Annotated in this window: 21 protein-coding genes; 20 read left to right on the top strand and 1 reads right to left on the bottom strand. The window is 52.2% G+C overall.

Annotated features, from left to right (window positions below; translation table 11 throughout):
• The first annotated feature begins 15 nt into the window (after positions 1-15).
• The 10 genes from PUE40_RS05485 (at position 16) to PUE40_RS05440 (ending at position 8100) form a co-directional block, all read left to right on the top strand.
• Entirely contained in the window at positions 16-1206 is a 1191-nt protein-coding gene (locus PUE40_RS05485) for a cysteine desulfurase family protein (protein WP_154554252.1), read from the top strand.
• The gene (gene nifU, locus PUE40_RS05480; protein WP_154554251.1) at positions 1196-1612 is read left to right on the top strand and encodes a Fe-S cluster assembly scaffold protein NifU; all 417 of its coding nucleotides are present in this window, start codon (positions 1196-1198) and stop codon (positions 1610-1612) included. The genes PUE40_RS05485 and nifU overlap by 11 nt, the downstream gene beginning before the upstream one ends.
• Before the next feature lie 154 nt (positions 1613-1766).
• The gene (locus tag PUE40_RS05475) at positions 1767-2573 is read left to right on the top strand and encodes an RDD family protein (protein ID WP_154554250.1); all 807 of its coding nucleotides are present in this window, start codon (positions 1767-1769) and stop codon (positions 2571-2573) included.
• Between the two features lie 28 nt (positions 2574-2601).
• On the top strand, positions 2602-3813 hold the full coding sequence (locus tag PUE40_RS05470; RefSeq protein ID WP_154554249.1) for a dihydroorotase: 1212 nt from the start codon (positions 2602-2604) through the stop codon (positions 3811-3813).
• A gap of 3 nt (positions 3814-3816) precedes the next feature.
• Positions 3817-4548, top strand: coding sequence for a dihydroorotate dehydrogenase electron transfer subunit (locus PUE40_RS05465; RefSeq protein WP_154554248.1), 732 nt, complete (start codon positions 3817-3819; stop codon positions 4546-4548).
• Complete coding sequence (locus PUE40_RS05460; protein ID WP_154554247.1) at positions 4533-5450, top strand: dihydroorotate dehydrogenase; 918 nt, start codon at positions 4533-4535, stop codon at positions 5448-5450. Before PUE40_RS05465 ends, PUE40_RS05460 begins: the two co-directional genes overlap by 16 nt.
• Before the next feature lie 2 nt (positions 5451-5452).
• Positions 5453-6166 carry an orotidine-5'-phosphate decarboxylase gene (pyrF, locus tag PUE40_RS05455; protein ID WP_154554246.1) on the top strand — a complete coding sequence of 238 codons (714 nt, stop codon included), beginning with the start codon at positions 5453-5455 and terminating at the stop codon, positions 6164-6166.
• Positions 6159-6767 (top strand): orotate phosphoribosyltransferase, encoded by a 609-nt coding sequence (gene pyrE / locus PUE40_RS05450; protein ID WP_277672135.1) that lies wholly within the window; start codon positions 6159-6161, stop codon positions 6765-6767. The genes pyrF and pyrE overlap by 8 nt, the downstream gene beginning before the upstream one ends.
• Positions 6749-7675, top strand: a complete 927-nt coding sequence (pyrB, locus tag PUE40_RS05445) for an aspartate carbamoyltransferase (protein WP_277672134.1) — start codon at positions 6749-6751, stop codon at positions 7673-7675. The genes pyrE and pyrB overlap by 19 nt, the downstream gene beginning before the upstream one ends.
• Entirely contained in the window at positions 7675-8100 is a 426-nt protein-coding gene (locus PUE40_RS05440; RefSeq protein WP_154554243.1) for an aspartate carbamoyltransferase regulatory subunit, read from the top strand. The genes pyrB and PUE40_RS05440 overlap by 1 nt, the downstream gene beginning before the upstream one ends.
• Positions 8101-8156: 56 nt before the next feature.
• Here PUE40_RS05440 and PUE40_RS05435 read toward each other — a convergent pair whose 3' ends face one another.
• The gene (locus PUE40_RS05435; protein WP_154554242.1) at positions 8157-8906 is read right to left on the bottom strand and encodes an N-acetylmuramoyl-L-alanine amidase family protein; all 750 of its coding nucleotides are present in this window, start codon (positions 8904-8906) and stop codon (positions 8157-8159) included.
• A gap of 168 nt (positions 8907-9074) precedes the next feature.
• Here PUE40_RS05435 and PUE40_RS05430 point away from each other — a divergent pair, with 168 nt between their 5' ends.
• From PUE40_RS05430 to PUE40_RS05385, 10 genes are all read left to right on the top strand, one after another.
• Complete coding sequence (locus PUE40_RS05430; RefSeq protein ID WP_154554195.1) at positions 9075-10598, top strand: NAD(P)H-hydrate dehydratase; 1524 nt, start codon at positions 9075-9077, stop codon at positions 10596-10598.
• A gap of 122 nt (positions 10599-10720) precedes the next feature.
• Positions 10721-10900, top strand: a complete 180-nt coding sequence (gene rpsU, locus PUE40_RS05425; RefSeq protein WP_092088778.1) for a 30S ribosomal protein S21 — start codon at positions 10721-10723, stop codon at positions 10898-10900.
• 20 nt (positions 10901-10920) lie between these two features.
• Complete coding sequence (locus PUE40_RS05420; RefSeq protein WP_277672133.1) at positions 10921-11373, top strand: GatB/YqeY domain-containing protein; 453 nt, start codon at positions 10921-10923, stop codon at positions 11371-11373.
• Positions 11374-12975: 1602 nt separating this feature from the next.
• Entirely contained in the window at positions 12976-13305 is a 330-nt protein-coding gene (locus tag PUE40_RS05415) for an ArsR/SmtB family transcription factor (protein ID WP_277672132.1), read from the top strand.
• A gap of 13 nt (positions 13306-13318) precedes the next feature.
• On the top strand, positions 13319-13537 hold the full coding sequence (locus PUE40_RS05410; protein WP_154554192.1) for a cation transporter: 219 nt from the start codon (positions 13319-13321) through the stop codon (positions 13535-13537).
• A 36-nt stretch (positions 13538-13573) separates the two neighbouring features.
• The gene (locus tag PUE40_RS05405; RefSeq protein WP_277672131.1) at positions 13574-15481 is read left to right on the top strand and encodes a heavy metal translocating P-type ATPase; all 1908 of its coding nucleotides are present in this window, start codon (positions 13574-13576) and stop codon (positions 15479-15481) included.
• 205 nt (positions 15482-15686) lie between these two features.
• Positions 15687-17258: an MBOAT family O-acyltransferase gene (locus tag PUE40_RS05400; RefSeq protein ID WP_277672130.1), complete on the top strand. Its 1572-nt coding sequence runs from the start codon at positions 15687-15689 to the stop codon at positions 17256-17258.
• Positions 17259-17274: 16 nt separating this feature from the next.
• Complete coding sequence (locus PUE40_RS05395) at positions 17275-18351, top strand: SGNH/GDSL hydrolase family protein (protein ID WP_277672129.1); 1077 nt, start codon at positions 17275-17277, stop codon at positions 18349-18351.
• Between the two features lie 15 nt (positions 18352-18366).
• Positions 18367-19947, top strand: coding sequence for an amino acid adenylation domain-containing protein (locus PUE40_RS05390; protein ID WP_277672128.1), 1581 nt, complete (start codon positions 18367-18369; stop codon positions 19945-19947).
• On the top strand, positions 19944-21152 hold the full coding sequence (locus PUE40_RS05385; protein ID WP_277672127.1) for a diaminopimelate decarboxylase family protein: 1209 nt from the start codon (positions 19944-19946) through the stop codon (positions 21150-21152). Before PUE40_RS05390 ends, PUE40_RS05385 begins: the two co-directional genes overlap by 4 nt.
• The last annotated feature ends 24 nt before the right edge of the window (positions 21153-21176 follow it).

Genomic DNA, 21176 nt, shown 5'->3' with positions numbered 1-21176 from the left:
TAGAGGGAGGGTTCTATGAGAGTATATGCAGATAACGCAGCGACCACATATATCAGTGAGACTGCGATGAACACGTTGGTGGATTGCTTGAAGAATTACAACAGCAACCCGAACAGCCTCCATACAGAGGGTCAGATTACCGCAGAGAAGCTGGCGGAGTCCAGAGAGAAGGTGGCAAAGGCCATCAATGCGGCAAATCCGAATGAAATTTATTTCACTTCCGGCGGAAGTGAAGCGGATAATCAGGCGCTTCTGTCTGCGGCCAGAGTGCTGAAGGACAAGGGTAAGAAGCATCTGGTATCCTTGAATATCGAGCACCATGCGATTCTCCATACTTTGAAGAAGCTGGAGAAGGAAGGCTTTGAAGTCACACTGCTGGCTCCGGAGAGCAACGGCATTGTAGATGTGAATAAGGTGCGGGATGCCATTCGCGAAGATACCGCGCTGGTGTCCATCATGTTCGCCAATAATGAGATGGGTGCCATTCAGCCGATTCCGGAAATCGGTGCCATCTGCAAGGAAAAGGGCGTTCTGTTCCACACCGATGCGGTTCAGGCGGCGGCTCACCTGCCAATCGATGTACAGGCAATGAACATCGATATGCTGTCCATGTCGGCACACAAGTTCCACGGACCGAAGGGCGTGGGCGTTCTGTATGCCCGCAACGGAATCCGTCTGGTAAACGTGATTGAAGGCGGTGCTCAGGAGAGAGGAAAGAGAGCCGGCACATGCAACGTTCCGGGTAATGCCGCTCTGGCAGCAGCTCTGGAAGAGGGCGTTGCCAACATGGAAGCGAACGCAAAGAAGACCGCAGCGCTTCGGGATCGTCTGATTCAGGGTTTGAGCGATATTCCGCATTCTAAGCTGAACGGAGATCCGGTGAAGAGACTGCCGGGTAATGTAAACTATTCGTTCGAAGGCGTAGAGGGTGAATCCCTGCTTCTGGCGCTGGATGAGGAAGGCATTCGCTGTTCCTCCGGATCCGCATGTACCAGTGAGTCCTTGGATCCGAGCCACGTGCTGATGGGAATGGGCGTTCCGGTAGAGGCGGCTCACGGTTCCCTGCGTTTCAGCCTGAATGAAGAGAATACAGAAGAAGAAGTAGATTACATCATCGAGAAGGTGCACGAGATTGTGGCGCTTTACAGAAAGATGTCCCCATTTTGGGAAGAGTTAGAGAAGGGAGAAAGAGAACATGTTATATAGCGAAAAGGTAATGGATCATTTCAAAAATCCGAGAAACGTTGGTGAAATCGAAGATGCAGACGGCGTCGGTGAAGTTGGAAACCCGGTCTGTGGCGACATCATGAAGATGTACCTCAAGATTGAGAATGACGTTATCGTGGATTGCAAGTTCAAGACCTTCGGATGCGGTTCCGCCATCGCCACCAGCTCCATGGCTACCGAGCTGATCAAGGGCAAAACCGTTCAGGAAGCGCTGGAGCTGTCCAATAAGGCCGTAGTGGAAGCGTTGGATGGACTTCCTGCAAGAAAGATTCACTGCTCCGTACTGGCAGAAGAAGCAATCAAATCCGCACTGGTTGATTACTACACCAGAAAGGGTTTGGAACTTCCGGAGGAGATCAAGGATTTCAAGCCACACGAAGAGTAATTAATGATTAGATAAAGACCTGCAGTCGGGATTGATATCGGCTGCAGGCTTTTGTTTTTTAGATAGGATTCACATTGCCGCCGGCAGTCTGTGCTACAATATTTAGAAATGTGTGGCGATGTTTGGGAGTTTAAAGAAAACGAGGTAAATTAATATGTCACAGAAACGCGTAATGAAATTGGCGACGAGAGGAAAGAGATTCGGTGCAGGACTGATTGATTCGGTGCCGGTGGCTTTCATCACCATTATATTCTTTGGACAGGTTGTCAGCGGCATAATGAGTCTGATTCAGGATGCCATGAACAGCCTCTCCGAATACGGATCCTACTACAACAATCAGCCTTACGTGACGGGCGGGGTATCGTACCCATCCGTAATTATCGTTTTGATGCTGATTTTCTTGGGCGCAGAACTGTATTTCTTCTCCCGTTCCCAGACCATCGGCAAGGCCATTCTGGGCTTGAGAGTAGTGGATGCCCGAACCGGTCGTCCCGTTGGATTTGCGAAAATGCTTTTGCGGGAAATTATCGTAAAAAAGGCATCCTCGTCGGTCCTGTGGCTGGGTTACATCTGGATTCTGATCGATAAATACAACCGCGGTTGGCACGACAAAATTCTGGATACGTATGTAATTGATGAGAAGCCGTCGGTTCCGCAGAAGACGTTTGTGGACTTTACGGAAGACAATCCCAGCGGCGGAGACGCTTCGGAAGCGGCACAGGAACCGGTTCACGCTCCGGAGGAAACTGTGATGCAGGCGCCGACGGAAGCCGATGATTCGAGAATGGAGATCCTGCAGAATTTGCAAAACGCAGTGAAGCCGGCAGCCCCGGAGGCGGAGCGGGTTGCAACGCCGGAAATGCCGGACGAATCGGTGGAAATTCCGGAAACGCCGGAACCTGAAAAAAACCTGACAGAACCTGATTTTACTTCTACACAAGAAGAAGAAAAAGTGCTATAATCTACTAGGTTTATATTAAGGAGGTAACATGAAGACAGTACTCAGAGGCGGAAAACTGTATAAAGACGGAGCACTGACGGATAACGGTTCTTTTGAAATTAGCGATGTTACCAATATGAATGATTGTGACGAAAAGAGAGTTATCGAACTCGATAACTCTTTTATTTTGCCATCTTTCTGTGATGTGCATGTCCATTTCAGAGAACCGGGATTCGGATACAAGGAGACCATCCGGCAGGGAAGCTTGGCCGGAGCCAGAGGCGGATACACGGTGGTGGGCACCATGCCGAACCTGAAGCCGGCACCTTGCGATATGGACTCTCTCCGGGTGCAGCAGGAAATCATCGATCGGGATGCGGTGATTCAAGTAATCCCATACGGTACCATTACCAAGGATCAGTCCGGTACCGGAACTCTTTCGGATATGGAAGGTATGGCGAATCACGTGCTGGCCTTTTCCGATGACGGCAAGGGCGTGCAGGATGACGGCTTGATGCGGGAGGCCATGAACGTGGCAAAGAGCCTGAACAAGCTGATTGTGGCACATTGCGAAGATGAATCCCTTCTTCGGGAAGGTAAAGTGCGGGAAAGCGAATGGCGGCAGATTGAGCGAGATCTGAAGCTGGCGGACGAAACCGGCTGCGGATACCACGTATGCCATATTTCCTGCAAGGAAAGCGTGGAAGTGATTCGGGATGCGAAGAAAAGCGGCGTGAACGTCACCTGCGAAACCGCTCCCCACTACCTGGTGCTGGATACCGAAGATGTGCGAAAGGGCATTGCGGAGAATTCGGAGGCCGGCGGCCGTTTCAAGATGAACCCGCCGATCAAGGATCCGGAAGACCGGAAAGCCATGATTGAAGGTGCGCTGGACGGCACGGTGGATATGATTGCGACGGATCACGCACCCCACAGTGCGGAAGAGAAGACCAAGGGTTTTGAAAAGAGCCTGAACGGAATCACCGGATTGGAATGCGCGTTCCCGGTTCTGTACACCGGACTGGTGCGTCCGGGGGTGATGACTTTGGAGCGTCTGGTGGAAATGATGGCAATCGTACCGCGGAAACGCTTCGGACTTCCGATGGGCGACGATTACGTAGTGATGGATCTGGAGAACCCGTACGTTCTGGACAGCAGCCGGTTCTTGTCTATGGGCAAGTGCACGCCGTTTGATGGCTGGACGGTATACGGGAAGACGCAGATGACCTTCTGGAACGGAAAGATTGTCTACGAGGTATAGAATATGAAGAGAGATAAAAGCACGATTTTGGAAAACCAGATGCTGGCGGACGGCATCTATAAAATGACGCTGGAGACGCCGGAGTGCGCGTTCACGGCTCCGGGGCAGTTCGCCATGCTGGAGGTTCCGGAGAAATTCCTGCGGAGACCGATTTCCGTCAGCTCCTACGACAGCGATCGCTACGTTCTGATTTATAAGGTGGTTGGAGACGGAACGAAGAAGTTGAGCCGGATGGAACCGGGAGAGAAGATTTCCTCTCTCACCGGTCTGGGAAACGGTTACGATGTGGACACCATTCCGGACGGATGCACTTTGATTGGGGGCGGTATCGGAATTCCGCCGATGCTGGGACTGGCCAAGAGCCTGGTCATTGCCGGAAAAAAATGTCGGGTGATCCTTGGTTTTAACACGGCCAACGAGGTTTTCCTGGTAGATGAATTTAAGAATTTTACGGACGACATTACGGTGATGACGGCGGATGGTTCTTACGGACAGAAGGGCTTCGTCACCGATGCCTTCGACACTTTGGATTACGCCTGTGCCTGCGGACCGCTGAAGATGCTTCAGGCGCTGGACGGAAAGGTTCGGAAGGGCCAGTTCAGCTTGGAAGCGCGCATGGGCTGCGGCTTCGGCGCTTGCATGGGCTGTTCGATTCAGACAAAAGTAGGATCCCAGCGGGTGTGCAAGGAAGGCCCGGTATTTGATAAGGAGGTGCTGCTATGGGAAACCCTGTAGATATGAGCATAGAACTCGCCGGTGTTCGGCTGCAGAATCCGGTGATGCCGGCCAGCGGAACCTTTGGCTACGGTCAGGAATACAAGGATGTCTTTGACCTGAACAAGCTGGGTGCCCTGGTAACCAAAAGTATTACGAAGGAACCGCGCTACGGAAACGAGCTACCGCGAATTGCGGAATGCACCAGCGGAATGCTGAATTCCATCGGCCTTCAGAATCCGGGGTTGGAGCATTTCCGGGAAGTGGATCTGCCGGAGCTTCGGAAGATTTACCGGGGACCGATTGTTGCGAATATCAGCGGTTTCAGCGTGGATGAGTACCGGGAGGTTGCCGCGAAGGTGGACCGGGAAGAGCAGGTGGAGATTCTGGAAATCAATATCAGCTGTCCGAATGTGGATCACGGCGGTTCCGCCTTCGGTTCGAATCCGAAGCTGTCGGAAGAGATTACACGGGCGGTTCGGGACGTGACAAAAAAACCTATTTTTATGAAGCTGACTCCAAATGTGCTGGACATCACCGAGATTGCGAAGGCGTGCGAAAGCGGCGGTGCCGACGGCATCAGCTTGATTAATAACTTCAAGGCTATGCGGATTGACTTGAAGACTCGGAAGACCATTACGTCCAAGACGTATGCCGGCCTGTCCGGTCCGGCGATTCGCCCGATTGCGATGCGCATGGTGAACGAAGTGTACCACGCATGCAAATTGCCGATTATCGGAATCGGCGGAATTTCCTGTGCCGACGATGTGCTGGAAATGATTATGGCGGGCGCGACGGGCATCGAAATCGGTTCCGCCAATCTGGTGGATCCGTGGACGTGCCAGAAGACCATCGATGCGCTGCCGAAAAGAATGAAGGAACTGGGTATCCGTAACCTGGAAGAAATCAGAGGAGTAGTATAGAGATGACACCAACAATTATGATTGCGTTGGATTTTCCAACAGGACAGAAAGCACTGGAATTCTTGGATCGGTTCCAAGAGCCGGTATTTGTAAAGGTGGGCATGGAGCTGTATTACAGCGAAGGTCCGTCCATCATCGAAGAAATCAAGAAGCGGGGCCATCGGATTTTCCTGGACCTGAAGCTTCACGATATTCCGAACACCGTGAAAAGCGCCATGAAAGTACTGGCGAGACTGGGTGTGGATATGACCAACGTTCACGCCGCCGGCGGCATCAAGATGATGCAGGCCGCGAAAGAAGGTCTGATGGAAGGCGTTCAGGAGCGGGGCGGCTCGGAGATTCCGATGCTGATTGCCGTAACTCAGCTCACCTCCACCGATGAGGAGATGATGCATCAGGAACTTCTGGTGAACGGTGAGATGGAAGACGTGGTGGTTCACTATGCAGAAAATGCTCGGAAAGCCGGTCTGGACGGAGTAGTTTGCTCCGCCTGGGAATCCCCGATGATTCATGAGCGGGTGGCTTCCAATTTTCGGACGATTACACCTGGAATTCGTCTGGCAGGAGATGCCAAGGGAGACCAGAGCCGTGTGGCAACGCCGGCAAAGGCCAAAGCTTTGGGATCGGACTATTTGGTTATTGGAAGAAGTATTACAAAGGCAGCCGACCCGGTCGCTGCATATGCGAGATGTAAGGAGGACATGGGAAATGAGTAAGGAAATTGCAAAAGGTCTGTTGAAGATTCAGGCTGTTTTTCTGAGACCGAACGAACCCTTCACTTGGGCCAGCGGAATCAAGAGCCCGATCTACTGCGACAACCGTCTGATTCTGACGGATCCGGAAGTTCGGAACACCGTAGAGAATGAGATGGCCAGAGTGGTAAAAGAAAAATATCCGGAATGCGAGAAGCTGATGGGAACCAGCACCGCCGGAATTGCTCACGCTGCAATCGCCGCACATATTCTGGATATGCCGATGGGTTATGTTCGCGGCAGCGCAAAAACCCATGGCCGGAACAATAGAATTGAAGGAAAGCTGGAAAAGGGAGATAAGGTGGTCGTTATTGAAGACCTGATTTCTACCGGCGGTTCCTCCATCGAGGTCGTAGAAGCTCTGAGAGAAGCCGGAGCAGATGTCCTTGGCGTAATCAGTATTTTTACCTACAACACCAAAAAGGCAGACGAGAAGTTTGCGAAAGCGAATGTGGAGAAATACAGCCTGTGCAGCGTGGAGACCATGATTGACACAGCGGTAGAAGAAGGTTACATTCAGGCAGATGAAGGAGAGGGAATCATTTCATGGCTAAGAGAGATCTAATCAACATTACGGACCTGACCCAGGAAGAAGTTGGCGAGATTCTGGATCTGGCAGACGACATGGTTGCGCATCCGGAGAAGTATTACGAGGAATGCGCCCATAAGAAAATCGCTACGTTATTCTATGAACCGAGTACCCGGACGAGACTGAGTTTCGAATCGGCGATGCTGGAACTGGGCGGTAATGTGATCGGTTTCGCCTCGGCAAACAGCAGCTCGGCGTCCAAGGGCGAAAGTGTCAGCGATACCGTAAAGGTTATCGAGTGCTACGCAGACATCATTGCGATGAGACACCCGAAGGAAGGTGCGGCGCTGGTGGCATCCAATGCCTGCAGCGTTCCGGTCATCAACGCGGGTGACGGCGGACACTTCCATCCGACTCAGACGCTGACGGACCTGTTCACCATTCGGAAGGAATTCGGCCGAATCGATAATATTCGAATCGGATTCTGCGGAGACCTGAAGTTCGGCCGGACGGTACACTCTCTGATTGAAGCCCTGCTTCGTTTCGAAGGGGTGGAAATCGTTCTCATCTCGCCGGATGAGCTGAGGCTTCCGAAATACAACAAGGAAAGTATGACGGAAGCCGGCATAAAATGGACGGAGACCACCAGTCTGGAGGATGCGATTTCGGATCTGGATGTTCTCTACATGACCCGTGTTCAGCAGGAGCGTTTCTTCAACGAAGAGGATTACATTCGTTTGAGAGATACCTACGTTCTGGACCGGGCTAAAATGAAATTGGCCAAGGAAAAGATGATCGTAATGCATCCGCTGCCTCGTATTAACGAGATTTCCGTGGATGTGGACCGGGATCCGAGAGCGGTGTACTTCAAACAGGTTCGGAACGGCAAAGACGTTCGGAAAGCTCTGATTGCAACGCTGCTTAGATGGAAGGAGGAAATGTGATGAATATTGACGGTGTAAGCACCGGAATTGTTTTGGATCATATCCAGGCAGGCAAATCCCTGCTGATCTATCAACTTCTGGAACTGGAGAATCTGGATTGTTCCGTTGCGGTGATTCAGAACGCACGGAGCGGAAAATACGGCAAGAAGGACATCATCAAAATCGATCAGCTCATTGATCTGGACTTCGATGTGCTGGGTTATGTGGACCCGAACATCACGGTGAATATCGTGAAGGACGGAAAGATGGTGGACAAGAAGCATATGGCGTTGCCGGAACGACTGACAAACGTCATTCAGTGCAAGAATCCGAGATGCATCACATCCATCGAACGAGGTGTGCCGCAGCGGTTCCGCCTGGTGGATCCGGAGCGGAGAGTGTATCGCTGTGAGTACTGCGATACGGAGCACGTAGCGAAGAGATAAAAGCAGACCCGGAAATCCATTGCAGATGCGGTGGATTTCCGGGTTTTCGATTGGAGTTATTCTTCCGAGTCCTTTTCGTAAAGGGTTTCGTAGGTGGTTTCAATGCCGTTGGCAATGGCCTTGGCATTGCCGGACAGGTTGCTGTCAAAGCGTTGGTTATCGGATTCATTGGAAATGAATCCCACCTCAATGATGCAGGACGGCATGGAGGAGTATCGATTCTCGGAATAATTGTCAGAAGCATCCGGTAATGTGCCGGTGCCGATTTTTCGGTAGGTAAAGCCTTCTTTCTCCAGATTGCGGAGTATGTTGTCCGCCAGAAGGGTGGCAGAGGAATTCCCTCCGGAGTGAATCCAGGCCTCCACACCTTGACCTTCTCCGTCGGACTGGTTCCGGTGGAGGGAAACCATCAGCTTAGCTTCTGCCTCGTTGGCCATCTCAGCTCGCTCCGGGCGGTCCACGTTCACGTCATCCGTTCGGGACATCACCACTTTAAAGCGTTTTCGCCGGAGGTATTTCCGAACCTTCAAGGCCAGCTCCAGGGTGTCATTCTTTTCCTTGCGTCCCAAAGCCTCTGCGCCGGGATCCTCACCGCCGTGTCCCGCATCGATAAAGATGACGCCGCGGGTCTGGAACAAAGTGAAGATGCCGCCGCCGGTGCTGAAGGAAAAGCCCAGAATTCCGGCAAGGAAAACCAGGCAGATGGCTAAAGCAATCCGTTTCTTTCTTCTCTTTCGCTCTTTTTCTTTTTGCTTTCTCCGGAGAATAATCTGCCGGATTTCGTCGTCGGTAATCTGTACGGACATAAACGCTCCCTTGAAGTATTTTTTTATGAAAATCAGTACGTATATTGTAGCTTGATTCGGTGACGGTTTCAAGGATTCTCGGTAAAACCCGAGTTGCATATGATGTCAAAAATGATATAATATATTCTGTATAATTAGTTAGAAAACTGTATAAGCAGGAGTAGATATATGTATGCATTAACGGCAAAATCCATGAAATACATGGACGAATACACGATGGACAAAGGTGTTCCAAGTTCCGTGCTGATGGAAAATGCATCCCGAGGTGTGGTGAACGAAATTACGGAGCGCTTTCCGGATACCAATACGCGGGTTCTGGTTATGTGCGGACCGGGAAATAACGGCGGAGACGGAGTGTGCGTTGCTCGCTGGCTCCTTCATTTGGGCTATTCCGTCACACTCTATTTTGTGGGAGATCCCAACCGCACTTCTAAAGAATTCCGGCGCCAGATTCGGATTATTTCCTCCATGTTCCCGGATTTGAAAATCTACGGAACGGAAGATGCGGCGGAAAGCCTGAAGGCGCTGCGTTCGGAATACGACGTTCTGGTGGACGGTATATTCGGAACCGGACTCAATCGCCGCTTCGGAAATAATTTTGTGAAGTTCCTGGAGTATGTGAATTCCAAGAAGGGCTACAAAGTGGCCATCGACATTCCGTCGGGACTGAATGCCACCACTGGTCAGATTATGAACGCGGTATTCCGGGCCGACCTTACCGTAACCATGGGAAATTACAAGACCGGTCTGTTCTTCTGCGAAGGACGAAAGGTTTCAGGCGAGGTAAAAGTAGTAGACATTGGTCTGGCGAAACGAGGATATCGGGATATTCCGGATCGTATTTTCGTGTGCGACCGGGAGTTCTTCCGAAAAACCAAGGATATGGCACTGATTCCGAGAACGGAGGTTTCCCATAAGGGCACCTACGGAACCGTGGGAATCGTGGTGAGCCCGGGTAGCATGATGGGGGCGGCGATGCTTTCGGCAAAAGCTTCCTACAGAGCGGGCTGCGGGCTGGTAAAGATTTTCTGCCCGAACAAATTCACCGGTTTCTTCAATGTATCCATCCCGGAAGCGGTAGTGGTGCCGTACAAGACGGACGATGTAATTGGAGCGCTGGATGATTTTGTGGAAAGCGTAGACGTGGTCCTGGCGGGACCGGGCATGAAGGAAGATGCAACCGGACGCCTGATTATCAAAGAAATCCTGGCACAGGAGACTCCGGTGGTGCTGGATGCGGGTGCACTGAACCTGATTTCCAAGAATCTGAAGCCGTTCCGTAAAAGAAAATGCCCGTGCATCATCACGCCGCACGTGGGTGAGATGGCGCGGCTCTGCGGAGAAGACATCCAGGTGATTGAAAAAAATCGAATCGGCTTTACAAAGAAGTTCTCGGAGCTATACCGGGTGAGCATGGTGGTGAAGTCCGACGTGTCGCTGGTTTCCCTGATTAAGGAAGATGGTACTCAGCGGCTGTACCTGAACGTCACCGGCAATTCCGGTCTGGCGACGGCGGGATCCGGGGATGTGCTCTCCGGGGTAATTGCATCCCTGATTGCTCAGGGCAATTCGGAGAACAACAGCTTGCTGTACGGCGTGATGATTCACGGCATGGCGGCGGATAAGTTTGCAGTGGACGAGGATTCCCGCCGGAAGATGATGGCCGGAGACATCGTCGAAAGTATTTTCTAAGGAGTTGTGAAATTTCTTTAAAAAATCACTTGCAGAAATAGATTGATGATGATACAATTACAATGTTATGGACGATTCTGTTCCATTTACATTCTGAGTACGGTAGGAGGTGAAATCGGAATATGGCACAGGTTATCGTTAGAGAAAACGAAAGCTTAGAGAGCGCTCTTAAGAGATTTAAGAGATCTTGCGCTCGCGATGGCGTTATGTCTGAGCTCAGAAAGAGAGAGCACTACGAGAAGCCAAGCGTAAAGCGTAAGAAGAAATCCGAAGCTGCTAGAAAGAAAGCCAGAAAGTATTAATCTGGTAAAGGAGGTATTCAATGGGTCTTAAGGAACAATTGCTTACCGATTATAAGGAAGCGATGAAGGCGCATGACAGCACCCGGAAGGAAACCGTTAATCTGATTCGTGCCGCGATTAAGCAACATGAAATCGATCAGCAGGTGACCCTGGAGGATGCCGACATCGTTCCGATTATTAAGAAACAGCTTAAGATGCGTACTGACGCGATTGCTGATTTCGAAAAGGCAGGAAGACAGGATTTACTCGATAGTTATAGAACAGAAATCGATATTCTGAAGCAGTATTTGCCGGAGGAAATGTCGGAGGAAGCCGTTCGCGCCGCTGTGGAGCGAATTTGTGAAGAATCCGGATTGGACCGCTCGATGAAGAGTATGGGTCCGATGATGAAAGCCGCTATGGCAGAGCTGAAAGGCCAGGCAGACGGTGCTGTCGTCTCGAAGGTTGTTAAAGAATACTTAAGTGAAAAGTAGCTATCAGAAGGGGCTGCTGCACAATGGTGCGGCGGTCTCTTTTTTATTTTTTTGGATTTCTCCGGCCGCCGGGTGCCGATGCTGGCACTGGCATCGGTCTCCCTTCAAATCCTTACTTTTTCGGCTGTCCACCATACGAGGGCGTCCAAATTGAATGGCTTTCTTCAAGGTGCTCAATTTGTAAAAGTGTCCGCTTCTATGGGTACACTATAGTACGTACAACCTCTAATTTGTGACTCTTTCAAGAAATTTCAAGAAATCGGAAGAAATTGACGACGAAACGCTCTCCCCCGAGGTTCCGTCGTCAATTTCCCCGCGGCCGCCGGGTGGATTAGAGTTAAATGCCCGGAGGAGAGGATGGGATGAGATCTCGGAAGCAGGAAATTCGGGTTGGAAGAAGCGGTTTTGAATCTTTGCCGAACTTGTATTAGAGCTATTTGGACAGAAAACAATTAGATTGACGACAGACGGTTCAGGAGCGGGGGTCTGTCGTCAATTTTTTGTGGGCCGAATACAGATTAGAGCAGCAGACGTGAGAAGAAGATTAGAATTGACGACGAAAGGAGGGAAATGTGGGGGTTCGTCGTCAATTCTTTCCTTCCGGAATTACAATGATGAGAAGAGATGCACGAAGGGCGGAGCGGTTCTTTCGTGCATCTCTTTTCATCTGAGCGTGTCCCGGGTGTAAGCCGGGGCACCGGCGGAAAACGCCTTATCGCCGGCTCGCCGACAGGCGCCTTTGCTCCCCGCCGCCCGCAAAGGCATACGGCTTCGTTTCGGGGAGCAAAATCTTCACAGAGGGCGGCGGCGTAAATCGTCCTATTGCCGGCGTGCCGGCCGCGGACTTTGCTCCCCGCCGCCCGCAAAGGCATACGGCTTCGTTTCGAGGAGCAAAATCTTCACAGAGGGCGGCGGCGGAAATCGTCCTATTGCCGGCGTGCCGGCCGCGGACTTTGCTCCCCGCCGCCCGCAAAGGCTTACGGATTCGTTTCGGGGAGCAAAATCTTCACACAGGGCGGCGGCGGAAAACGCTTAATCGCTGGCGTGCCGGCCGTCGCCTTTGCTCCCCGCCGCCCGCAAAGGCTTACGGCTCCGTTTCGGGGAGCAAAAAGTTCACAGAGGGCGGCGGCGGAAAACGCTTTATCGCCGGCTCGCCGGCCGCCGCCTTTGCTCTCCGCCGCCCGCAAAGGCATACGGCTTCGTTTCGGGGAGCAAAAAGTCCACACAAGGCGGCGGCGGAAAACGCCTTATCGCCGGCTCGCCGACAGGCGCCTTTGCTCCCCGCCGCCCGCAAAGGCTTACGGTTTCGTTTCGGGGAGCACAAAGTTCACAGAGGGCGGCGGCGGAAAACGCTTAATCGCCGGCTCGCCGGCCGCCGCCTTTGCTCCCCGCCGCCTGCAAAGGCTTACGGCTTCGTTTCGGGGAGCAAAAAGTTCACACAGGGCGGCGGCGGAAAACGCTTAATCGCCGGCGAGAATCCCATTCCTTCGGTGCCGGTAAGCGCGGCGGCGGCACAAAATGAAAAAGGGTATTGACATAATATGAATATATGATAATATACTCATATGAACAAACGATAATATGTATTGAAGGAGTGAAGACATGACGAAACGAAAATATCAGGAAGAGAAGGGAGCCCGAATCGGAGGCATCAATGAGGATGAGTTGATGGATTTGGCGGATCTGTTCAAGATGTTTGCGGATTCCACACGAATTAAGATACTGGTCGACCTGTCTCAGGGAGAGAAGAGCGTGTCGGAAATCTGCGAGGATCTGGAAATGAATCAATCGGCGGTCTCTCATCAGCTGAAAATCCTTCGAAATGCCAAGCTTCTTTGCACTCGCCGGGAGGGGAAGTCCATGATCTATTCTCTGGCGGACGACCACGTAAGTACGATTATCGCAATGGGCAAAGATCACATCGAAGAGTAACGAGGAGGTTATCATGAAGAAGAAATTTAAGTTGGATGAAGTGGATTGTGCAAACTGCGCGGCAAAGATGGAGGATGCCATCCGCAAAATTGACGGTGTTAAAGAGGTATCGGTCAATTTCATGACCCAGAAGATGACGCTGGAAGCGGAGGATGACTCCTTCGAAGCGATTTTGGATGAAGCCTGCAAGGTGATTGCCAAGGTCGAGCCGGACTGTGAGGTTATTCGGTAGTTTGTTTTTATAGAAGATCATTCTGAGGACGAGGGTATGAGCAAGAGATTAAAAAGACAACTGAAGCAGATTCTGATTGGCTTATCCATCTTTGCGGTTTTGATGGTGGTGGAGCACACCTGCGGTTTTCCGGGGATTTTGGGTACCCGGTGGGGCGAGTTGGTGCTGTATTTAATTCCGTATCTGATTGCCGGTAGGGACGTGGTAAAAAAATGTTTTCTCGGCATAAAGAACCGGCAGCTGCTGGACGAGTGTTTTCTCATGACCCTGGCGACGGTGGGCGCTTTTGTGACCGGTGAAAACAGCGAGGCGGTTGCGGTGATGCTGTTCTACCAGGTGGGTGAATGGTTCCAGAGCTACGCGGTAGGGAAATCCAGAAGATCCATTACGGAGCTGATGGACATCGCCCCGGATTTTGCCAATGTGGAGAGAGCCGATGGATCCATCGAGGAAGTGGATCCGGAGGAAGTGCAGATTGGGGACACCCTGGTGATTCGTGCCGGGGAGAAGATTCCGGTGGACGGCACGGTGTTGGAGGGTCAGAGCATGGTGAACACATCGGCTCTTACCGGAGAATCGGTGCCGCGTTCGGCGGTTCCGGGAGATCAGATTATTTCCGGATGTATTAACGGCGAAGGTCTCCTGAAGATTCGGGCGGAGAAAAAGTACGAGGATTCAACCATGGCTCAGATTCTGGAGCTGGTGGAAAACGCGTCCTCCAAGAAGTCGAAGACGGAGAATTTCATCACCCGGTTCGCTCGGTACTATACGCCAATCGTGGTGGCCGGTGCGGTGATACTGGCCCTCATTCCGCCTATTTTTACGGGCAACTGGATGAATTGGATGATGCGTGCCTGCACCTTCCTGGTAATCTCCTGCCCGTGCGCTTTGGTCATTTCCGTGCCCCTGTCTTTCTTCGGCGGCATCGGAGCGGCGTCGAACATCGGCGTGCTGGTAAAGGGCTCCAACTATTTAGAACAGATGGCGCATTTGGACACGGTGGTTTCGGACAAAACCGGCACACTGACGGAAGGCGTTTTTCACGTGACTCGAGTGGTTCCGGCGGAAGGTGTTTTGGAAGAAACGATGCTTCGGAACGCCGCCATCGTGGAAAGCTTGTCTACCCATCCTATCGCCAAATCCATTCAGGCAGCGTACACCGAAGTTTTGGAGCCGGGGCTGGCACGGGATGCGCGGAATATCTCCGGTCAGGGCCTCATTGCGAAAGTAGGTGATTCCACGGTCTACGTGGGAAATAAACGGCTGATGGAGGAGAACGGAATCGACTACCGAGAGATTCAGGACGGAGAGTCCACCGTCGTCTACGTGGCGGCGGACGGCAAATTCCAAGGGGCCATTCTCATCTCCGACGAGATTAAGGATAGTGCGGTAAAAGCAATTCGGGAGATGAAGCAGGAGGGCGTCCGGCACGTCGTGATGCTCACCGGAGACCGGAAGGGAATTGCGGAAGCGGTTGCCGAGAAACTGTCCGTGGATGAATTCCGGGCGGAGCTTCTGCCGGCGGACAAGGTGCAGGCAGTGGAAGAACTGTTGGCACGGATGTCCGGCGACAAGAAAGACGGCAGCAACGGCAAGAAGAAGCTGGCATTTATCGGGGACGGAATCAACGACGCGCCGGTGCTTTCCCGGGCGGATGTTGGAATTGCCATGGGCTCCATGGGTTCCGATGCGGCCATTGAAGCTGCGGACGTGGTCATCATGGATGACGATATCGGCAAAATCCCGCGCACCATTCGAATTGCCCGGCAGACGGTGGGCATCGCTTACCAGAACATTGCTTTCGCACTGTTTATCAAGATTCTGTTCTTGATTCTGGGTGCTTTGGGCATTATCGGAATGTGGTGGGCCGTGTTCGCCGACGTGGGCGTCGCTGTAATTTGTATTTTGAATTCCATGCGGATGTTGAAGCGAAAAGGGTTATAAATAAAGAAATATGGCGGCGGTGCCAAAGCGGTGAGAACCGGCTTTGGCACCGCTTCCTTTTGTGTGAAACGTTTGTTTCGCGAACAAATCATCCAAGCTTTAAGAATTCTTAAGAAATCTTAAGAATTGAAAAACCCTATCTTAATAGAATCTTAATACAAGCGTGATATAATAATGCCGATACTGAAAATGAAAGGTAAATACTATGGCATATAATGTTAATTCCTATTTTATCTTCCTGCCGGCGGTGGCACTCCTGTACCAGCTGGTGAAGAAGGAGCGGCGATGGTGGGTGCTGCTGGGGGCCAGCGTGGTATTTTTTTGGCTGATCAGCCGGCAGCTTATCCTTTGGGCGGTGGTGACCGCCGGGATTACCTACAGCATTGCGGGATGGATTGACCGCACACAGGTTCAGATTAAAGCCATTGACCGTTCGGAGAAGGAACGGCGAAACGCTCTGAAGGAGAAATCCCGGAAGATTCTGCAGCTGGGACTGCTGGGGACCGTGGGCATCCTGGTGGCACTGAAATATACTGCTTTTACCGTGGAGACGACGATGCAGGTGGTTCGATATTTTGGCGGGAATGGAAATTTCAGCGTGGGGCGGATTCTAGTTCCCATCGGGATTTCGTTCTATACCCTGCAGGCGGTGAGCTATTTGCTGGACGTGTACTGGAAGCGGGAGAAGGCGGAATCCAATTTCTTTAAGCTGTTCCTGTTCCTGATCTTCTTCCCGACGGTGATGGAAGGTCCGATTCTTCAGTGGAGCGACACGAAGGACACGCTGTATAGCGGCGAACCGATTCAGGGAGAGAACCTGGGGCTGGGATGCTTCCGGATTATTTGGGGACTTTTTAAAAGAATGATCGTCTCGGACCGATTGAACACGGCGGTGCTGATGCTGTATCGGCCGGAGGCGCACTACAGCGGATTCATGATCGTGTTGACGGCGGTGGTTACCACCATTCAGCTGTATCTGGAATTCTCCGGTACCATTGATATCGTCATCGGATCGGCACGGATTTTCGGGGTGAAGCTGCCCGAGAATTTCCGTCAGCCCTTCAAGGCTAAGAGCGCCGCGGAGTTCTGGCGGAGATGGCACATCACCTTGGGACGCTGGTTCAAGAACTATATTTTCTATCCGGTCACCACTTCTTCGCTGGTGAAGAAATGGGGAAAGTACGGACGGAAACATTGCGGAAAATACATCACCATGGTGGTCACCAGCGCGATGGCGCTGTTCCCGGTGTGGATGCTGAACGGGCTTTGGCACGGACCGAAGTGGCCGTACATCCTGTACGGAGTGTACTATTTCATCATTCTGCTGGCGGAAGTGGCATTGGAACCGCTGGGCGAGAAAATGCGGCGGCTGATTCACGTGTCCGATGACAACCCGATTATTCAGAAGTGGCATATGGTCCGCACCTGGGTGATCATCGTCATGGGCGAGATGCTGTTCCGGGCGGAATCCTTTGGGCAGTTTCTGTCCATGTGCCGCAATATGTTCCGGGGACCGTTCATCAGCGACAACCTGGCCACCTCCATGCTGAGCCTGAAACTGGATCCGGGGGACTGGTTCGTGGTCATTGTGGGAACCGTTCTGGTGTTCATCGTGGACGACCTGCTGGAAAAGAAGCCGGATCTCTTCGAGCGTTTTCCGAAGATTCCCACCTTCTGGCGGTGGAGCGTGTATTACGGATTGATTGTTTTTATTATCGTATTCGGAGCCTACGGGGCGGGATACCAGACCGTGGATCTGATCTATGCGGGATTCTAGAAAGGAGGAGGAACCTATGAAAAAACAAAAGCATATGATGAGAACATGTCTGTTCCTGGTGATTCTGTTTCTCCTGATTTTCCTCCCGGGTTTGGTGTTGACCCCAAAGGTGGTCATGAAATATCACCTGGGCGCCGGCAGAAATGCGGTGTATTCCCGCATTGCCAACGAACCGAAGAATACCATCGATGTGCTGGTGATGGGAGACAGCGAGAGCTACACCAGCATTTCCCCCATGAAGATTTGGAACGAAACCGGATACACGGTCTACGCGGCAGGACAGCCGGGGGCCAATCTGGCGGATACCCGGAACGTGCTGAAGACTGCGTTGGAATCTCAGAAGCCGAAGGTCATTCTGCTGGAAACCCACAGTTTATTCCGAAACCGGAAGAGCCAAGCCTTCCGGAAGCAGTCGGCCCTGGCGGAAAAATTGTATAATGCCTTTCCGGTGCTGCGTTACCACAACAGCTGGAAACAGGTATTTCCCCAGAAGATGCACGCCACCTATAAGGGGTTCGGCATCAGCAGCAAGGTTCGGCCGTACACGGGACCGGCGGATTACATGAATCCACCGGAGGGGGTACCGACGGTCAATTCGAAGGACAAGGATAAGGTTCAGAATACCATCAGCAAGGCCAATCGCCGGGATTTTGACGCAATTCGGAAGACCTGTGAGAAGCACGGAATCCAGCTGATTCTCTATTCCGCACCGTCCCCGAAGAACTACAACATTCAGCGGTGCAACGCCCTGGCAAAGCTGGCGAAGAAAACCAACGTCCCGTATGTGGACTTGAATCGCCGGGTAAAAGAACTTCAGATCGATTGGGCAACGGATACCAGGGACCGGGGAGATCATTTGAACATCTCCGGCGCCATCAAAACCACCGGTTACCTTCGGGACTATTTGGTTCAGAACTGCAACCTGGAGGATCGCCGGAACGACCCCCTAATTTCCGCCAAGTGGAATCGAATATATGGCAACTATGAGATTGCCGAGAAGAAAAAGATGAAGAAAATCAACGGGGATGATACCATGAATTCTTTGGAGAATCTGCTGGCGGAAGGCGGAACGAAAAAAGAGGTTCAAGATTAAGATAAGGAAAAAGATATGAAGAGAAACATCGATAATGCGAGTAAAACCATTTTGGACATCTTTGAGAATACCGCAGTGATTCACGGAAAGCGTTTGGCGGCGAAGGATCCGGTTCGGGAGCTCACCTATGGCGAACTGTTTGAACAGGCCCAGCGCATGGCGGCGGAAGTGGGAGAAATCCTGTATCCGGAAGAGGATGGGGAGGTGGAGACCGGTTTTCCAATTGCCATCCTGGCGGAGAAGAGCTGCAGTGAACTGGCGGCGGTTCTGGCTTCCATCTATGCGGGGAGCTTCTACGTTTGCATCAACCCGGAGCAAACGGAAAGTCGAATTTCTTCCATTTTAAACGTTCTGGAGCCTCGCCTGGTCATCGTGGAAGACAAACAGACGGAAAAACTCTCCCGGGCGGGGTACGAAGGAAAAACCCTGTCCCTGGATGCCTTGGTTGAAAAGGCGAAAGCAGGAAATACGTCGGAAGCGGCCATGATGAAGCTGATAAAGATTCGCCGGAAAATTCGGAGCACCGATCCCTTGTACGGTATTTTTACCTCCGGGTCCACGGGAACGCCGAAATGCGTGCTGGTGGAACAGCAGTCCGTGATGGACTTTATCCGGCATTTTGTGGAGATTTTCGAATTCACGGAAGAGGATGTCATCGGCAACCAGGCGCCCTTTGACTTTGATGTATCGGTAAAAGATATCTATTCCGCTTGGATGACCGGGGCCTCTTTGCTCCTCATTCCGCGGGAATACTTCTCCACGCCGCCGCGGCTGCTGGATTACATCTGCGACAATCACGTAACCAATCTGACCTGGGCGGTATCGGCGCTGTGCATCATTTCCGGCCTGAAGGGATTCGGGTACCGGGTGCCGACGGAACTGAAGCGGGTGATGTTCTCCGGTGAGGTGATGCCGATCAAGCAGCTCACCATCTGGCAGGAAAATCTGCCGGAGACGAAGTTTGTGAACCTGTACGGGCCGTCGGAAATCACCTGCAACTGCACCTATTTCCCAATCGAGCGCCGGTACGGGAAGGAAGAAAAGCTGCCTTTGGGAAAGGTGTTCCCGGGACGGAGTGTGGTGCTCTTGGACGAAGAGGACCGTCCGGTGAAGACGGCCGGTCTGCCCGGAGAAATCTGCGTGATGGGGGAATCCCTGGCGCGGGAATACTACCACAATCCGGAGCAGACGGCGAAGCATTTTGTCCGGTATACGGAGGACGACGGAACCACCCGACGGATGTACCGCACCGGGGACCTGGCGGTGCTGGATGAAAACGGAGAGATGGTTTTTGCCGGCCGAAAGGATTTCCAGATCAAGCATATGGGGCATCGAATCGAGCTGGAGGAAATTGAGCTTCAGATGAATGCGCTGGAAGGGGTGCGCCAGAGCTGCTGTTCCTACGATGCCAAAAGAAGCCGGCTTTCCGCCTATTACACCGGCGATGCGGCCGCTTCGGAGGTGCACCGGCAGCTGAAGGATAAGCTGCCGGCCTACATGGTTCCGTGGAAATTCCACCACGTCAAGGAATTTCACCTGAACAAAAACGGAAAAATCGACCGAAAGGTGTTGACAGAACTGGAGGAAACAGAATGATGCTTTCAGATAGAATAATCCGGGAGGCGGCGGAGCGATATCCCACCCCTCTGTATATTTTCAATACGGATGCCCTGTTAGAGCGGTTTCAATATTTTAGAAAACACCTGGGGGATGAAATCGGTTTGACCTACTGCATGAAAACCAATCCGTTTCTCACCGCGGCATCCCTTCCGGAAACCCAGCGAATTGAGGTGTGCTCCGACGGGGAGTTTCGGGTATGCCGAAGCCTGGGAATTCCCCCGGAAAAGCTCTTGATTTCCGGGGTGCTGAAACGAGCAGAGGATCTGGAAGAAATTCTGGATTACTGCGGGGACCGAGCGCTGTACACCGCGGAGTCCCCGAGTCAGCTGGAATTGCTGAACCGAATGGGAATCGAAGGGAATCTGGTGTTGAACGTTCTCCCGCGGCTCACAAACGGCAGCCAATTCGGAATGGATGAGGAGACCGTACTTTCCTTAATCCAAAGAAGGGCGGAATACAAGGGCGTGGAATTCCACGGAATTCATTTCTTCTCCGGCACCCAGAAACACCGCCTGGCGAAGCATCGGAAGGAACTGAAGAAGCTGGATGAATTCTTCCGAAGACTGGAAGAGGAAGCGGGTTTCCATGTGCCTATGCTGGAGTACGGAACCGGTTTCGGCGTGCCGTATTTCGAAGGGCAGGAAGAAGATGTGACATCGCCGGAGCAGCTTTCGGAATTTCGTGATATAATAACACAGATGAGCTGGAAAGGGGCGGTGACCCTGGAGATGGGGCGCGCTTTGGCGTACGATACCGGTTACTACATCACCAAGGTGTGCGACGTGAAGACCAATTCCGGAAAGAATTATGCCATCACCGACGGCGGAATTCACCAGCTCCACTACGACGGGCAGATTCGAGGCATGTACGTGCCGGAGGTAAAAGTACTTTCGGGCAAGCCGGAGGCGGCCGAATGTGCCGAGACGGTGCACTATTCCATCTGCGGATCCCTGTGCACCACCAACGATATCTTAATTGGCGACTATGCCTGCCGGCCGCTTCGGGAGGGCGATCTGATTGTTTTTACCCGAACCGGTGCCTATTCGGTGTACGAGGGCATGAGTCTGTTCTTGACCCACGAGCTGCCGGGCGTGGTGCTCTACAGCGAGAAAGAAGGTTTGGCAGAGGTGCGGAAGCAAATGCAGACCCACCCGCTGAACACCCCGGTGCGAAGCAATTAATTTAACGAATGACGCGTTACGCGA

Origin of the sequence: Mogibacterium kristiansenii (genome assembly GCF_029224645.1) — a bacterium.
GTDB lineage: Bacteria > Bacillota > Clostridia > Peptostreptococcales > Anaerovoracaceae > Mogibacterium_A > Mogibacterium_A kristiansenii.
This window is presented reverse-complemented; position numbering and strand designations above follow the sequence as displayed.

What these genes read in the sequence shown, in the direction of transcription:
- PUE40_RS05485 (WP_154554252.1), top strand. Translation starts at nt 16, where the DNA reads ATGAGAGTATATGCAGATAACGCAGCGACCACATATATCAGTGAGACT.
- PUE40_RS05475 (WP_154554250.1), top strand. Translation starts at nt 1,767, where the DNA reads ATGTCACAGAAACGCGTAATGAAATTGGCGACGAGAGGAAAGAGATTC.
- rpsU (WP_092088778.1), top strand. Translation starts at nt 10,721, where the DNA reads ATGGCACAGGTTATCGTTAGAGAAAACGAAAGCTTAGAGAGCGCTCTT.
- PUE40_RS05435 (WP_154554242.1), bottom strand. Translation starts at nt 8,906, where the DNA reads ATGTCCGTACAGATTACCGACGACGAAATCCGGCAGATTATTCTCCGG.
- nifU (WP_154554251.1), top strand. Translation starts at nt 1,196, where the DNA reads ATGTTATATAGCGAAAAGGTAATGGATCATTTCAAAAATCCGAGAAAC.
- PUE40_RS05385 (WP_277672127.1), top strand. Translation starts at nt 19,944, where the DNA reads ATGATGCTTTCAGATAGAATAATCCGGGAGGCGGCGGAGCGATATCCC.
- PUE40_RS05440 (WP_154554243.1), top strand. Translation starts at nt 7,675, where the DNA reads ATGAATATTGACGGTGTAAGCACCGGAATTGTTTTGGATCATATCCAG.
- PUE40_RS05390 (WP_277672128.1), top strand. Translation starts at nt 18,367, where the DNA reads ATGAAGAGAAACATCGATAATGCGAGTAAAACCATTTTGGACATCTTT.
- PUE40_RS05465 (WP_154554248.1), top strand. Translation starts at nt 3,817, where the DNA reads ATGAAGAGAGATAAAAGCACGATTTTGGAAAACCAGATGCTGGCGGAC.
- PUE40_RS05420 (WP_277672133.1), top strand. Translation starts at nt 10,921, where the DNA reads ATGGGTCTTAAGGAACAATTGCTTACCGATTATAAGGAAGCGATGAAG.
- pyrB (WP_277672134.1), top strand. Translation starts at nt 6,749, where the DNA reads ATGGCTAAGAGAGATCTAATCAACATTACGGACCTGACCCAGGAAGAA.
- PUE40_RS05415 (WP_277672132.1), top strand. Translation starts at nt 12,976, where the DNA reads ATGACGAAACGAAAATATCAGGAAGAGAAGGGAGCCCGAATCGGAGGC.
- PUE40_RS05430 (WP_154554195.1), top strand. Translation starts at nt 9,075, where the DNA reads ATGTATGCATTAACGGCAAAATCCATGAAATACATGGACGAATACACG.
- PUE40_RS05405 (WP_277672131.1), top strand. Translation starts at nt 13,574, where the DNA reads ATGAGCAAGAGATTAAAAAGACAACTGAAGCAGATTCTGATTGGCTTA.
- PUE40_RS05410 (WP_154554192.1), top strand. Translation starts at nt 13,319, where the DNA reads ATGAAGAAGAAATTTAAGTTGGATGAAGTGGATTGTGCAAACTGCGCG.
- PUE40_RS05400 (WP_277672130.1), top strand. Translation starts at nt 15,687, where the DNA reads ATGGCATATAATGTTAATTCCTATTTTATCTTCCTGCCGGCGGTGGCA.
- pyrF (WP_154554246.1), top strand. Translation starts at nt 5,453, where the DNA reads ATGACACCAACAATTATGATTGCGTTGGATTTTCCAACAGGACAGAAA.
- pyrE (WP_277672135.1), top strand. Translation starts at nt 6,159, where the DNA reads ATGAGTAAGGAAATTGCAAAAGGTCTGTTGAAGATTCAGGCTGTTTTT.
- PUE40_RS05460 (WP_154554247.1), top strand. Translation starts at nt 4,533, where the DNA reads ATGGGAAACCCTGTAGATATGAGCATAGAACTCGCCGGTGTTCGGCTG.
- PUE40_RS05395 (WP_277672129.1), top strand. Translation starts at nt 17,275, where the DNA reads ATGAAAAAACAAAAGCATATGATGAGAACATGTCTGTTCCTGGTGATT.
- PUE40_RS05470 (WP_154554249.1), top strand. Translation starts at nt 2,602, where the DNA reads ATGAAGACAGTACTCAGAGGCGGAAAACTGTATAAAGACGGAGCACTG.